16 protein-coding genes are annotated in these 14,595 nt (G+C 55.0%); 9 read left to right on the top strand and 7 right to left on the bottom strand.

The window, feature by feature from the left end; genetic code table 11:
- Positions 1 to 9: 9 nt before the first annotated feature.
- The 5 genes from HS100_07300 to HS100_07280 all read right to left on the bottom strand — a co-directional run bounded on the left by HS100_07300 (position 10) and on the right by HS100_07280 (position 4,030).
- The gene (locus HS100_07300; protein MBE7433706.1) at positions 10 to 471 is read right to left on the bottom strand and encodes a rhodanese-like domain-containing protein; all 462 of its coding nucleotides are present in this window, start codon (positions 469 to 471) and stop codon (positions 10 to 12) included.
- A gap of 105 nt (positions 472 to 576) precedes the next feature.
- On the bottom strand, positions 577 to 981 hold the full coding sequence (locus HS100_07295; GenBank protein ID MBE7433705.1) for an STAS domain-containing protein: 405 nt from the start codon (positions 979 to 981) through the stop codon (positions 577 to 579).
- A 12-nt stretch (positions 982 to 993) separates the two neighbouring features.
- Positions 994 to 2,271, bottom strand: a complete 1,278-nt coding sequence (locus tag HS100_07290; protein ID MBE7433704.1) for a ferric reductase-like transmembrane domain-containing protein — start codon at positions 2,269 to 2,271, stop codon at positions 994 to 996.
- Between the two features lie 67 nt (positions 2,272 to 2,338).
- Positions 2,339 to 2,752 (bottom strand): STAS domain-containing protein, encoded by a 414-nt coding sequence (locus tag HS100_07285; protein MBE7433703.1) that lies wholly within the window; start codon positions 2,750 to 2,752, stop codon positions 2,339 to 2,341.
- Between the two features lie 30 nt (positions 2,753 to 2,782).
- Positions 2,783 to 4,030: a ribonuclease H-like domain-containing protein gene (locus HS100_07280; GenBank protein ID MBE7433702.1), complete on the bottom strand. Its 1,248-nt coding sequence runs from the start codon at positions 4,028 to 4,030 to the stop codon at positions 2,783 to 2,785.
- A 46-nt stretch (positions 4,031 to 4,076) separates the two neighbouring features.
- Here HS100_07280 and HS100_07275 point away from each other — a divergent pair, with 46 nt between their 5' ends.
- Positions 4,077 to 5,504 (top strand): MFS transporter, encoded by a 1,428-nt coding sequence (locus HS100_07275; GenBank protein MBE7433701.1) that lies wholly within the window; start codon positions 4,077 to 4,079, stop codon positions 5,502 to 5,504.
- A gap of 47 nt (positions 5,505 to 5,551) precedes the next feature.
- Here the strand turns inward: HS100_07275 and HS100_07270 are convergent, their stop codons facing one another.
- Positions 5,552 to 7,231: a methylmalonyl-CoA mutase family protein gene (locus HS100_07270; protein ID MBE7433700.1), complete on the bottom strand. Its 1,680-nt coding sequence runs from the start codon at positions 7,229 to 7,231 to the stop codon at positions 5,552 to 5,554.
- Between the two features lie 138 nt (positions 7,232 to 7,369).
- On the opposite strand from HS100_07270, the gene HS100_07265 reads away from it, so the two are divergent.
- A complete protein-coding gene (locus HS100_07265; GenBank protein MBE7433699.1) occupies positions 7,370 to 7,897 on the top strand; it encodes a DUF3090 domain-containing protein in 528 nt (175 codons plus the stop codon).
- Positions 7,898 to 7,987: 90 nt separating this feature from the next.
- Here HS100_07265 and HS100_07260 read toward each other — a convergent pair whose 3' ends face one another.
- Positions 7,988 to 9,103: a substrate-binding domain-containing protein gene (locus HS100_07260; GenBank protein MBE7433698.1), complete on the bottom strand. Its 1,116-nt coding sequence runs from the start codon at positions 9,101 to 9,103 to the stop codon at positions 7,988 to 7,990.
- Between the two features lie 82 nt (positions 9,104 to 9,185).
- Between HS100_07260 and HS100_07255 the strand changes: the two genes are divergently transcribed.
- The 7 genes from HS100_07255 (at position 9,186) to HS100_07225 (ending at position 14,566) form a co-directional block, all read left to right on the top strand.
- Entirely contained in the window at positions 9,186 to 9,941 is a 756-nt protein-coding gene (locus tag HS100_07255) for a hypothetical protein (GenBank protein MBE7433697.1), read from the top strand.
- A 21-nt stretch (positions 9,942 to 9,962) separates the two neighbouring features.
- Positions 9,963 to 10,379 (top strand): nuclear transport factor 2 family protein, encoded by a 417-nt coding sequence (locus HS100_07250; GenBank protein MBE7433696.1) that lies wholly within the window; start codon positions 9,963 to 9,965, stop codon positions 10,377 to 10,379.
- A 29-nt stretch (positions 10,380 to 10,408) separates the two neighbouring features.
- Positions 10,409 to 10,831: a nuclear transport factor 2 family protein gene (locus HS100_07245; protein ID MBE7433695.1), complete on the top strand. Its 423-nt coding sequence runs from the start codon at positions 10,409 to 10,411 to the stop codon at positions 10,829 to 10,831.
- Positions 10,832 to 10,995: 164 nt separating this feature from the next.
- Positions 10,996 to 12,066, top strand: coding sequence for a hypothetical protein (locus HS100_07240; GenBank protein MBE7433694.1), 1,071 nt, complete (start codon positions 10,996 to 10,998; stop codon positions 12,064 to 12,066).
- A 100-nt stretch (positions 12,067 to 12,166) separates the two neighbouring features.
- Complete coding sequence (locus HS100_07235; GenBank protein MBE7433693.1) at positions 12,167 to 12,937, top strand: hypothetical protein; 771 nt, start codon at positions 12,167 to 12,169, stop codon at positions 12,935 to 12,937.
- Positions 12,938 to 12,993: 56 nt separating this feature from the next.
- Complete coding sequence (locus HS100_07230; protein MBE7433692.1) at positions 12,994 to 13,836, top strand: hypothetical protein; 843 nt, start codon at positions 12,994 to 12,996, stop codon at positions 13,834 to 13,836.
- A 22-nt stretch (positions 13,837 to 13,858) separates the two neighbouring features.
- Entirely contained in the window at positions 13,859 to 14,566 is a 708-nt protein-coding gene (locus tag HS100_07225; protein ID MBE7433691.1) for an SCO1664 family protein, read from the top strand.
- Positions 14,567 to 14,595: the final 29 nt, after the last annotated feature.

Genomic DNA, 14,595 nt, shown 5'->3' with positions numbered 1-14,595 from the left:
TCCTTCCCCTTATTTCGGCGCGCCCTCGATGGGATAACCTTTCGCGTACCACTCTGACAAGCCGCCCGCCATGCTGGTTGCGTTGAAGCCCGCCGCGAGGAGGATATCGCGTCCCTGCTGGCTGCGGTTCCCGGAACGGCACACTACGACGATCTCGCGGTCTTTTGGCAATTCACTCAATCGGTTGGGTAACTGATCCAAAGGGATGAGGGTGGTGTTCGGCGCATGGTATTCATCCCACTCCTCCTGGGTGCGCACGTCCAATACGAACGTCCCAGCCTGATACAACTCGTGTGCCTGGTCCACGCTGATTTCCTCTGCCAGGGTGGTCGGAGTGTTTCCCCCTGCGCTGGCAGCAATCAAATAGACGATTAATGCCACCAGGGCAATGGCGGTCAACTGACCGGCGGGTGTCCGCAAAAATCCGGAGAGTCCGCTACGATTTTGACCCGATCTTCTTCTTTTCGACATTCTATCCTCACATGAAAAATATTGACGACGACGGTTCGGATGCCCCCACCCCGCTTTTGCTTACCGGAGGAATGTCATTTAAATCCCGGATGGGTCTCCCTCATATCAGGTGAATGATTTGACGCCCGTATCCAGATCCGTATGGATCTCGAAAAATTGCTTCAAACCGATCACGTCCAGAACCTGCTCCACCGGCGCCTGCGGATTAAGCAGTTTGAACCGTTCGCGCGCGGATGCATCTTCCTTCGGGTTGATGGAGCGGAAGACGGGTCTGCTGCCTTCCTTGCCCTGGATGGAATGCCCCGCAAAGATGCGCGCAATGGTATGGAACGCCATCAGCCCGGCGCTGCTCACATAGGGGACCTTTTCCAGGTCAAGCAGCAAATTACGCGATCCTTCGTCGTAGACCGCCTGCGCTCTGACAATGACCTCTGTATAGTTGGACGAGTCCACTTCCCCCACGACGTGCATGACGGTAACATTTCCGTGTTTCGAAAAAGAGATTTGCATGAAGGTCTCCTCTTACCTGAAATTGAATTCCTCGTAGTGAATGTTCCCGGCGTTTGCCCCCGCTTCGAGAAATTTCTTTTCGAAGGCTTGCACCATGGGCAGGGGTCCGCACATGTAAATGTGATGAGAGGCGATGCCGCCTCCGGCGTTCTTCACAATCTCATCCACCGTCAGGGATCCATGGGCGGCGGAATGTCGGATGTGCGCTTTCAAACGCGGATGTTTTTTGGCGATCGCTTCGATCTCGTCGGAGAAAACCGCCTCCTCAGGATGCCTCACCGTGTAATAAAAATGCACATCGAAGGCAAGCTCAGTCTTGAGGTCCCGCAGGAACGAAAGGAAAGGGGTGATCCCGATCCCGCCCGCGACCCAGATCTGTTTGTCTCCGCCGTTCTTGTAATTGAACAACCCATAAGCACCTTCCACGACGGCGTCCATGCCGGGCTTGAGGTTCGCAAACAAATGCCGGGTGAAATCGCCAACAGCTTTGATGGTGACCCGCAGTTCGCCTTCGTGCGGCGCGCTGGATATGGTGAACGGATGCGCCTCATCAAGCATCCTGTCGCCTTTGAAACGCACGAACAGGAACTGCCCCGCATGAGCGTGTTGAATGGCTTTGCCTTTTGGCTTCATGACCACTTCGGTGACGCTATTGTTGGGATGATTTACGGCTGTGACCGTATATGGCAGATATTTGCCCACCCAGCCGCCGAGGAATTCCGTATAGACATAGGAAACCGTGCCAAGAATGAAGAAGAGCTGCACCCAGTTGATTGCAATGAAGGCGCTCAGCGCGTCAATGGTCAGGGCATGGATGTACCCGGCGATGAAAAATATGCCGATGAAGCGATGCAGTTTCTTCCAGCCGTCGTAGGTGGCGTTGGTAAGTTTGCTCAAAAAGGGAATGCGCGGCGCAAGCGTCGGCAGGACGATGGCGACGATGCCCAGAAAAGCAACATACGCCAGATAATTCCCCAGCCGCAAATTAACCAGGGTAATCGGCACCACCAGTAAATGCACCAGCATCAGTAAAAAGGCGCTGGTTGCCACGGTGCGATGCGTCACGTACATCTTATCCAGGCCGCCGAAATATGGTTCCGCCCAGCGCGGGCGTGTGGAAAGGAACAATGCGAACGACATCAGGACGATCAACAGCGAGCCAAGCACTTCTCCCATATATGTGCGGATGAAATCTTCGCGCCCGTCATTGATCGGCGGGAAGATCGCCCACACCACCACCGTGGCCAGAATCAAAATAATAAAGACGATATTTCCAATATTGCGTTTCATGGGGTGCACCTGCGAGGAATGGAATCAACAGCGATGCAGTCACTTCCGCATCGCTGTCGTGGGAATCTTATGAAAATGATTCGAGCGCTTTCTTGCGGTCGGTGAAGATCGCAAAGAAGGATGAAAAACCGACCATGTCCAGAACATTCAAGACTTCGACGCGCGGATTAAGCAGTTTGACGTGCTGCTGAACGCCGCTCTCGCGCGACTTGTTCACCGACCTCAACGCCGCCCAGCCATTCTCAAGGTCGGGCATGGCTTCGCCGCGCAAAAGTAGGGCGATGACATGCAGGGCGACCAATCCCGCGCTCGAGATGAACGTCAGGTCTTCGAGGTCAAGCAGAATGCTCTTTGTGCCGCCCGCCATGGCTTCCTGCGCAGCAGTGATCAGGGATTGGTAGGATTGCCCGTCCAACTGCCCGGATACCTTTACCACCGTGACCGGCACACTCCCCTTTTCCTGTGAAATGTTGATATCCATGATACTCCTCTTCAAGCATTAATTGCCCAATTATAAACCCGCTTTACGCGCCAGCCGTTCCAGCCTGTGGTCGATTTCCTTCAGCCAATGCTTGCGTACATAGGCAGGCAGGTCGGCTTTTTCGGCTTGAGCGCGCGCAGACTTCGCCCACCTGAGCGACTTCTTTACATCGCGCATCTTATGTTCGTAATACTTCGCGAGTTCGATGTGAGCATAGATATGACCCTGCTTCGCCGCCGCCTTCCATAACTCGACTGCGCGTTCCATGTCTCCGCGCTTCTTTTGCAGGATGGAGATGCGCTTCACCGCCACGCCGAAATCTGCCTCATCCAACCCGGGTGCTGATTCCGCCGAATGGGCAAGTTCGAGTCCGCGCTCGAACAAACGCGCCGCCTCATCCCAATGACCGAGGTCCTCGAACAACTTGCCGAGGGCGATGAAATCGAGCCCGTGCTCCACGCGTCCGTTGTATGGGTCTGCAAGAATCTCGCTGACGTGAGCGAGCAAAGCCGCCATCGCAACCACATCCATCGCATTATGATAGAAAACGCCGCCCAATGGACGGGCATCGCCGGTCCGCAGATAATCGAAATACAGCCAGGGAATTTCATAACCGGGCACTTCCTCCGAAGCCCGCGTAAAACCCATCACGTGTTCTTCGAGATATTTCAAAGCGCGCGAAGGCAGGCGGTCGCGCCAGAGGCGCCGCGCCAGCGGAAGCAGATCGATATGGGCATAATCCTTGAACGGGACCGGGATGCGGTGCAGTTTGTAACGCGTGGCGAGCAACGGGGCATCGAAGGCTTTGCCGTTGAATGTGACCAGCCCATCACAGGGCGCAAGGAAGTGGATCAGCGCATCGAGCATGGTCGGTTCTTCCGCCGGGTCGCGCATGAAGAACTGCTTGAGGGTGAACCTCCCTTCGACGAATCGCGCCGCGCCGACGAGGAAGGCATATGTGCCCGTGCCGCCGGAAACGCCGGAAGTTTCGGTGTCGAGAAATGCGAACTTATGGATGGGCATATCCGCAATGCGCGGGTCGCTTGCCCATTGCGAAATGACGGAGAGTGGAAACTGGGAATACGGGGATGTATTGCCGTGTAGATAGTCCGGGTCGTAAATCTGCTCGGCGACAAAGGTCTCGCCGCCGTTTGGAGAGGAGATGAAACTCCCGGCGACGACCGAGTCGATCGACCGCGATTCATGCCTCGGCTGGGGTTGAAGCGTGTTTGCCGTCTTGACGCCGAGCGACTTTAATTTATCCGCCAGGGATGTCATACGGGTATTATATCCATGTTACACTTGCGCGGATATTCGCGGTCTTATGAGTAAAAGACTTCCATTCTGGCTGAAAGCTTTTTACGGTTCGGGGGATTGGGGCATCGCCAGCATCAGCATGATGCGTTCCATTTTTTACGCAATTTATCTTACCGATGTGGTCGGCATCGAGCCGCGTCTGGCATCTCTGGGCGCGTTGGTCGGTATCGTATGGGATGCCGTCAATGACCCGCTGATTGGAATGTTGAGCGATCGTGTAAAGTCGAGGCTCGGCAGGCGCAGACCTTTCCTGTTATGGTTTGCCTTCCCGTTCGGGTTGAGTTTTGTGATGTTGTGGTCCGCGCCAAATTGGGAGAGCCAGGTCGGGCTGCTTATCTATGTAACATTGGCGTTCATGATCTCGGACACGCTCACGACCCTTGTGGCTGTGCCGTATCTTTCGTTGACCCCCGAACTGACCCAGAATTACGACGAGCGCACATCGCTTTCGAGTTTTCGCACCGTGTTCCAACTCGCATCTGCGATGGTGGTGGTGGTCGCCGCGCCCATGATCGTGGACTCGGTGATGCTCGGCGGCGGCACACAACAGCAGGGATTCATGACAGCTGGCGCGGTCTTCGGCGCGATTGGCTCGCTTCCTTTGTTTTTGATCGGTCTGTTCGTGCGCGAACGGTTTGCATCCGCGACGGCGGAACAGGAATCGCTTTCGTTCCGCGAGACCCTGAAACTGGCATGGCAGAATGTACCCTTTCGCTATGCTGTTGGCATTTACATGTTTAACTGGTCGGCGGTGGACATGGTTGCCATCACCTTCCCGTTCTTTTTACAATACTGGGTGGCGCAGGGCAACCTGCTGGCGAAGATCACCCTCTTCGGCGTGGACCTTGCGTTGGAGTCCGCTTTCTTTGGGGTATTGATGGGGGCATGTGTGTTGTTCGTGCCATTCTGGTTATGGGTTTCCAAAAGACAGAATAAGATTCGAGCATACATTGCCGGTATGGCAGCATGGATCGTGGTGCAGCTGCTCATCTTCACCATTCAACCCGGCGAAACGAGTTACATGCTCACCCTTGCCGCTTTTGCCGGCATTGGCGTTTCGGCGGCGTATATTCTGCCCGACTCCATTTTGCCCGACGTGATCGAATGGGATGAACTGCGCACAGGCAGGCGGCAGGAGGGGATCTATTACGGCATCCGCACCCTCATCCGCAAGCTGACAGGGGCGGGGGTTATCTTTGTTACATTGCAGATTCTAGGCTGGTCGGGGTATCAGGCTCCGCCGGAAGGCGCACTACAATTTCAGCAATCGGAGTCAGCCCTGTTCATGATTCGCATGATGGACTCGTTCATCGGCGCAGTGATCCTAATGGGGACGATCGCCATAGCGTGGTCATATCCGCTGACGCGCGAGCGTTATCAAAAGATCCAAAAGTTGTTGGCGGTCCGCCGAAATAAAAACGTGGAAACGACATAACCACCGCTTCCACGTTAACTTGAAACCTGAGACTCGAGACCTGAAACTCAAATCATCGTCGGCTCTTCGTACTTTCCAAAGACCTTCGTCATCACACCGATAATCTCCCCAAGCGTGCAATACGCGCGCACACAGTCCAATATATAAGGCATCGTGTTCTCGGTTCCTTCGCAGGCAATGCGCAGGGCATCCAATGTTTGTCCCACGCGTCCGCTGTCGCGCGTCTTGCGGACTTCGTTCAGGCGGGATAGCTGACGGCTGTATCCGTTCGGGTCCATTTTCAAGATGGGAATGGCGGCAGGCTTTTCATCAAGATAGGCATTCACACCCACGATTCTTCGGCGATTCTCATCGATCTCGCGCTGATAGCGATACGCGGCATCGGATATTTCGCTTTGCATGAAACCTTTTTCCAAAGCCGGGATGACTCCACCCAGGTCCTCGATTCTGCGGAAGTAGGCGTACGCATCCTTCTCCATTCGGTCTGTTTGCGCTTCGACGAAGAAACTACCCCCAAGCGGATCCACCGTATTCGTCACGCCGGATTCTTCCGCGATGACCTGCTGCGTGCGCAACGCAACTTTGACCGCGTGTTCAGAGGGAAGCGCGAGGGCTTCATCCATGGAGTTGGTGTGCAGGCTTTGTGTGCCGCCCAACACCGCCGCCAGCGCTTGTATCGCCACACGGACAATATTGTTCTCAGGCTGCTGCGCGGTGAGAGAGACTCCCGCTGTCTGTGTGTGGAAGCGCATCAACCACGAGCGCGGATTCTTTGCCTTGAAGGTCTCGCGCATTTCACGCGCCCAGATTCTCCGCGCGGCGCGGTATTTGGCGATCTCTTCGAAGAAGTCGTTGTGGGCGTTGAAGAAGAACGATAAACGCGGCGCGAACTCGTCCACGTCCATGCCGCGCGCGATTCCCCATCTGACGTATTCCATGCCGTCTGCAAGGGTGAACGCCAGTTCCTGCGCCGCCGTCGAACCTGCTTCACGGATGTGATAACCCGAAATGGAAATGGTATTCCACTGCGGGACATGTTTCGAGCCGAACTCCATCGTATCCACCACGAGACGCATGGATGGTTCCGGCGGGAAGATGAATTCCTTTTGCGCGATGAATTCCTTCAAGATGTCGTTTTGGATCGTTCCGCGTAATTGATCGAACCGCACACCCTGTTTTTCGGCAGCGACAAGATACATCGCCCAAATGATGGCTGCCGGCGAATTGATGGTCATGCTGGAGGAAACTTTATCGAGCGGAATGCCATCCAGCAGGATTTCCATGTCTTTCAAAGAAGAAACCGCCACGCCGCATTTGCCAAATTCACCAAGAGCTTCGGGTTGATCGGTGTCGTAACCCATCAACGTGGCGAGGTCGAAGGCGATGCTCAAACCGGTCTGACCCTGCTCGAGCAGATACTTGAAGCGCCCGTTCGTCTCCTCTGCCGTGCCGAAGCCAGCGAACATGCGCATCGTCCACAGTTTGGAACGATGAAGCGTCGGGTGGACTCCGCGCGTGTAGGGATACTCACCTGGCAGTCCGAGTGAGGCGGCGTAATCCAAATCCGCGGTATCGAGCGGTGTATAAAGTCTGTTGATCGGTTCGGAGGAGGTAGTGATAAATTCGTCGGCGCGTTCGGGAAGTTGGGTCAACGCTTTATTGAGGGAAGTCTGCTCCCATTTGGAAAGCGATTGCTGTAACTCATCGAGTTTCTTTTTATCGTACATGGCATCTCCTTTGGCGAATTGATGGGATTATACCTTCTTGAAGGGTGGATGACACACCGTTAGTCATCGCCAATCATCCATCGTCAATGGTCAATCGTCAATGGTCTCTTCTGGTATACTCTCAAAAAAGGTAACACCATGCCCCGCACCGATATTGACGTTGACCCCTGCGACCACATCACCGCTGACGCCATTGGGAAACCCGGTCAGCGTGTTTTTTATCTGCACGCCTACTCAGATCGCCGCACGTTCACCATCATCATCGAAAAAGCCCAGTTGATCTCGCTTGCCATCGGCATCGAACAATTCCTCGGGCAGTTGAGCCAGCAATATCCCGACCTTGAAGAAGCCTCCGCCGATTACGTCGAAGACGTGATGCGGATCAACCCCCCCGTCGACCCGCTCTTCCGCGCCGGTGAGATCGGTCTCGGCTACGACAAAGACCGCGACCGTGTGGTCGTCTTCGCCAAAGAACTCATCACAGAAGAGCAAGACCCGAACGAAGCATCGCAGATACGCTTTTGGGCAACGCGCACCCAGTTACGCCAGCTTGCGCGTTGGGGGCAGGAAGTCTCCTCGCGCGGACGCCCCATCTGCCCGCAATGCGGCCAGCCCATGGAGCCGACCGGGCATTTCTGCCCGAAGAAGAACGGGCATTTGCATTAACGTAATTTAAAACGGGGAATTACAAATACATCCTTCCAAATTTAAAGGACGGCTATTTCTGGCTGTTTCACCATCATACTGTCCAGCAACTTAACACCCGCAACTCTTGCGGACGATCAGTTCCGTGGAAAGGGTGATCCGCTTCTTTTCCACAGGACGGTTGGTTCGCAGTCTATTGAGCATGGTCATCGCCTGGACTCCCATTTCATAGGTCGGCACGGATGCGGTGGTGAGCGGCGGGTCCATCAGCGCGGTCACTTCGATATTGTTGTAACCTGCGACAGCGATATCTTCGGGGATGCGCCGACCTCTCTCTTTGATTGCCTGTACCACGCCAACGGCGATGATATCCGCCGCGGCTAAGATCGCCTGCGGCGGCGATTTCATTTCCATCAGATGAGTTGCGGCTTGATAACCTGCATCCGGGGAGAAGAACGGGATTTCAACCACCAGGTTTGGGTCAAATTCGATTCCCGTTTCGGACAGAGCGCGGTGATATCCGTCATAGAAGTCGCGGACGTTCTGCCACGCAATCGGCGGGGTGATCAGCGCGATGCGGCGGTAATGATGTTTCTTGACGAGATGTCCGGCTACTTGATACGCCGCGCCTTCGTTATCTATCACAATCGAATATATTTTTTGCACCGGGTCGTCTACGTATACGACGGGCGGCAGGTTTTTGGGGAACGGTCCGCCCCCCGCTTGCAGAATCGCCGACTCGAGTGAGGTGGCGATTATGCCGTCCACGCCTTTGGCGATCAAGCGGCGGGTGTAATGGTCGGGCGATTGCTTGTCGAAGTGGGTATAGCAGGTAAACAACAAGTCGTTCGACTTGCGCGCCTCGTCTTCGATGCCCTGCAGGTAGGGCGAGTAGAACGGATTCCGGCTTGGGACGAGGACTCCGATTGTGTTGGTAGGCAGGTTTGAGGTCCGCGCCGCGAGGCGGTAAATATCCGTGGATGTCACATAGGTTCCGCGCTTCCGCCGCGTCTCCACCAGTTTATCCGCTTCGAGGGCATGGTACGTCTGGCGGACGGTGTGCATGTGAATGCCGAGCTGGTCGGCAAGGTCACGGATGGGCGGCAGTCGGTCGCCGAGTTTCAATTCGCCGCTGGCGATCAGCCAGGTGATCTGCTGGCGGAGTTGGGCGTAAACGGGCAGGTTCGATTTGGGGTCGAGGCGCAGGGGGAGGGACGTGGTCATCATGGCTCGGAAATTTTAAGGCACATTCAATTTCTTTTGTTATATTATATTATAACAAAAGACCTTCCCGCCAAAGGAGGCAGACTTGAAACACTGGCTGAAATTTGCGTTGGTATCGCTTGCGGGGGCATTGACGCTCGCCGCCTGCGCGAAAGAGAAATGGGAATACGTTTCCATCGGCGGAGACTTCACCTACGCCATGCGCTGGAACGAGGCGTACGCGGCGTACATTGAAGAGGACTTGAACGTCGAAGTCACGCTGACCGATGTCTCTTTCCATTCGCGCAAGACCCTGGGGGAGATGCTGGAAATATTACAGACCGACATGGAGTTTCGCTCACTTGTGGAAAATGCGGAGGTGGTTACCTTCGATGTGCCAACCGAGTCTTATCTTGGGGGCGCGGAGGGCAGGTATATGAGCGAGATGTGTGGGGGAGATGACGGCGAAGAATGTTTTCGCATCGCGCACGAAAGGGCGGTCAAAGAATTGAGAGCCTATCTTGACGAACTGACCAGTCTTGCAAACCCGTCCAACACCATCGTGCGGACGTTCGCCTACGGAACGCTGGACGCGTATTTGGCGGCGGCTTTCGATACCGAATTGACGGAGGATGAGGTGCGCGTCTTCACAATTCATGCGGACTTGATGAATGAAGCCATCCGGGAAATTGCCATGGAATACGACATCACGATCATTGACATTGCGCCTTACTTCCAGCCGAACGGTCCCGGTACGCCAGCCAGCGAGGATTTTGTGACACGCCTCGGATTCACGGATAAAGCGGTGCTGACTGTTGCGGACTTGTTGCGCGCGGCGGGATACGCGCCGTTAAAACCATGATTGGAATGAAAGGAGAATCTCATGAAAACCCTGTTTCAAATCCTCGGTTACCTTGTCCTATCCCTGAGCCTCGCGGCTTGTGGGGGCGGGGCAGGCGGCGCGACGGCTACCGACCCCGAGTCCGTGTTGGAGGCGCTCGAAGCCGCGCACAACGCCAAGGATCCGGACGGCGTGGCGGCTCTCTACGCCGAGGACGGGTACGAGGTCAACAACGCGGGCACGTTCACCGGGCGTGAAAAAATCCGAAACCTCTACGCGCAGGCAGTGAAAACCTTCAGCCTGGACTGTGACAATTACGTGGTCGAGGGGAGCAAGGTAACCTATCAGTGCGTGCTAACGGCATATTCCAGCGGCGCGAAAACCGGGGAGCGCTACGAAGCGGTCGTCGAGAACGGGCTGATCAAGAGCAACGTCCTGACGGAAAAGTTTACGCCGTAAAGCGGCAGTAAATAATAAAGGAGAATCCCATGAAATCCCTGATTCAAATCCTCGGTTTACTTGTCTTATCTTTGAGCCTCGCGGCTTGCGGAGGCGGCGGGAGCGCGGCAGAAGCCGACTCCCCGGAAATCGCCGTGGTCAAGGCGTCTGTAGCGGACTGGAATGCGGAAGACCTCGAGGCGGCGCTGTCCCACTATGCGGACGACGCGGTGGTGGTCAACCTGCTTGGGACATTCGCTGGCAAGGAGAAAATTCGTTCCCTCTTCGAGAGCGCCATAGACGAATTCACAATGGATTGCCGGAATTACAAGGTTAGCGGCAACACCGTCTCGTATGAGTGCGCGCTGTTGGGAAGGAGCGATGGCAAGGTCTTCGGCGGCGAGAAGTATGAAGTGGTAATCGAAAACGGCTTGATCGTGAGCGACAAGTATGTCGGCAAATTCGGGCCATAAGTATTCGGTAGTATCGCCGTCCTGAGCGGACGCTGAGCGAAAGCGAAGCGGGAGACGAAGGACGGGTTTCAGGTTTACCTGCTGTTTAACAGTGGACCCGCCCTTCGACTACGTGGCGCTTTCGGCGCCACTCCGCTCTGGGCGAATAATTTAAGGAGAACCACATGAGACCCCTGTTTCGCATCATTTTATTAACCGCGCTGATTGCGGGTGTCTCCGCCTGTGCCCCGCGCGAGACCGTTGAGTTGGTCGTGATCGGGAACGCCTTTGGGTCGAATACGATTCCACAACTCTACGAAGCCGCCGTCGCTGAAGATATGGACGCGAAGGTCAATACCTTTCCTTGGATGAAACCCGCCGCTCACCCGCCGACGTACCTGGAGAATCTGCGAACCGAGACCGAATTGCGGAGGGCGGTCAAGAATGCGGATGTGATCCTCGTGGCATTTTCCCCCAGTTGGGGGGACGCCGCGGAAAACATGTTCTTCAATGATTTGTGCGGCGGCGCTGACAACCTTGATTGCCTGCGCAAAACGACCGCCAAGGCAATGCGTGATTGGATCGGCATCTTCAATACAATTGCGGAACTGCGCAATGGACAGCCGGTCGTTTTGCGTGTCCTCATTTGGGGAGATTGGGTCTATCCCGCGTATTACGGCGATAAGATAACGACGGAAGAAATCGCCATCCTTGCCCCGTACTTTCACGAATACCAGGACCTGCAAGCCTCGACACCGGGCGTCAAAACCGCGTTGGTCTTTCCACAGAAGCATGAAGAATTGCTTTCGATGGGATACTTTCAGGAAGACGGGCTACATTTCTCCGAGACGGGAAGCGCCGCCGCAGTGGATATTCTCCGAGGCTTGGGCTATGAATCAGCGGGAATCGAAGGACTCGCCGACCTGACCGTGACATTCAACCAAACGGGATGCACGGTCACGCCGCTGGAAGGGGATATACCCAACCCCATCTATATTCGCGTCGAAAACCCGACAGACGGCGACAATGCGGTCATCATCTTTACCCTGGAAGAGGGAAACGACGCGCAGGATGTATTGGATTTCAAGGGCGACGGGTTGCCGCCCTTTGTGAAAGATTTCGTCACCCACCTCGCTCCGGGCTTGAATGCCAGCGACTTCTATGAAGTCACGTTGAACGATGGGGGCGAGAATTATGTCGTCTGCGGACAGGATGGAGTTGGCGCGCTGGCTGTGCCGCTGATCTTGAAACCATAGAGACAATTTCTTATATGAAAAAGACCTGACAGGTTTCCGCAGACCGTGAAACCTGTCAGGTCTGTAAACTGAAACTCTCTCTTATGCAAATCATCTTGTCATGAAATATTTCCTTCGCGCCGCGCTCCTTTTTGTTCTGCTTGTCCCTTCATCCTGCATGAGCGGGAAAATCAATCTCGTCATCATCGGCGGCGGATTTGCCGGAAACAACATCCCGCAATTGTACGAAGCCGCCATCGAAGAGCGGATGGGAGTGGAGGCAAACACCTTTACGTGGATCAGGGTCAACGAGAAGCCGGATGGGTTTCTCGAGAATATGCGCGTCAACCCGGAATTGAGGGAGGCGGTTGCTGATGCGGACATCATTCTCCTGAACGTCAGCCCCAATTGGAGCAATTCGGCGGAACTCCGTTATACACTTGACTCATGCGGTGGGAAGGATAATCAGGATTGCCTGCGCGAAACCCTGGTGAAAACCAAGTGCGAATGGAAGGGCATCATGGATTCCTTCGCGGAGTTGCGCGCCAGCCAGCCGGTCGTTTTTCAGGTGGTCCTGTGGAGCGATTGGGTCTTCCATGTCTCTTATGGCGGCGACGCGACGCGCGAACAGGTTTCCGTCATGGCCTCGTATTTCACCAGGTTCCAGGAATTTCAGGCAACCACACCGGGAGTTCAAATCGTTACTGTATTTTCGAAAACATACGAAGAACTGCCGCCTGAATTTTTCAAAACAGACGGCTCACATCAATTCTCGGAGGAAGGCAGTCGCGCCGCCGTTGAGTTGATCCTCAGCCCGGGGCTTGAGCCGTCCCAGCCGGGAATCCCGGAGTTGACAGAAGCAAATGCGGATTGCGGATCCATTTCGCAATAAAGTTACAGTCACCTCGCAGGTGACTGTAACTTTGAATGACAAAAAGGAGATTTGCCATGAAACAATCGCTTCTAACGCTCAAAGCCGCCGTCCCCGGCGGCGTGTTGCGCAGAACCCATGCGCCGGGGACGGCGCAGGGAGCAACCTTGAAACAATCATTTCGCTGGATCGTTCTGTTCGCCTTGTTATTGACCCTTCCTGCCTGCGCCAGGCCCGAGACCTGGGATTACCTCGTCATGGGCGTGATGTCGCGCGCTGAAACGAGCGATATCCCTGAACAATTCGCCGCATACGTCGAGCAGGAAAAGGGGGTTGAAGTCGTCATCCACGAGCAGGAGAGGTGGGAGCCGTATGAGATTCTCGAAAACATGCTCACAAACGAGGAATTGCGCGGGTTGGTTCGGAAGGCCGAGATAATCACTTTCGACTTTAACATCGAATTTCTCAACGCCCCCGAGTCGAGATATGCAGGCAAAATTTGCGGCGGCGATGACAACCAGGATTGCCTGCGCGAAGCTTTGCAGAAAGAAAAGGAAAACTACGCCGAAATTATGGATTTGCTGGCGGAATTGCGCGCGGGGTCGCCGGTTCTGTTGCGCGTGTTCATCACCGACGATCACTATTACCACTTTACGTTACCCGGCGCGACGACCCCGTTGGTAAAGCCGGAAACAGCAGTGGTGATGAAAACTTACTACCATGATCTTCAGAAATTTGTCGTGGACGAGGGGCGCGCTCGCGGCATCATCACGGTGCGCGCCCTGCCCGACCCTTACTTTCAAGACTCAAAACCCCCGGCGGAATGGTTGGACGGACTCGGTCATTACACGGAGTCGGGGAGTCGGGTGATTACCGATGAGTTGATCAAGCTGGGTCTCGGGTTGACGGTGTTGAAGTAAAATCATGAAGTAAAATCATCGGGTGACTTCCGATGCCCGTCAACTTCAACGAGTCCTTCAACACGGCGACTACGAACTTCGTGGTCAGTTCATGCTCGGTTCGAACTACACTTTTCTCGTCGACGTGCATCACGAAGGTGAAATCATCAAGGCTGTGTACAAGCCAAGCAAAGGCGAACAACCTCTTTGGGATTTTCCCGATAACACGCTCGCCCTGCGCGAGGTAGCCGCGTACGAATTGAGCGAAGCGCTCGGTTTTCATATCGTGCCCTTCACGGTCTATCGCGATGACGGTCCGCACGGTCCCGGCTCGCTCCAGCAATATCTCGACTACGACATCGAATACCATTACTTCAACTTTACGCCCGAAGACAAGCACAAACTCCGCCCTGTTGTGCTCTTCGATCTCCTTGCCAACAACGCCGACCGCAAAGGCAGTCATGTTTTCTTTGAAGAGGAAACCCGGCACCTTTACGCCATCGATCACGGGATCTGTTTTCACGAGGAGCCAAAACTCCGCACTGTACTATGGGACTTTGCCGGTCAGCCCATCCCCGACGAATTGCTCACGCCTCTTTCCTCCACCCAAAGCTGGTCCGGTGTACTCGAGTCTTATCTCAGCCCGAAGGAGATCCGCGCCCTCATTCGCCGCGCGGATGAATTATGTAAAACGAAGGTTTTCCCCCGCCCCGCGCAGGGACGCAGGATGTATCCATATCCGCCGATATAAGTGTCAGGTATCAGGTTCTAAGTGTCACG

This window comes from Anaerolineales bacterium (assembly GCA_015075725.1).
GTDB lineage: Bacteria > Chloroflexota > Anaerolineae > Anaerolineales > Villigracilaceae > Villigracilis.
Note: the sequence above shows the minus strand (reverse complement) of the source record. Positions and strands in the feature narration are given on the sequence as shown.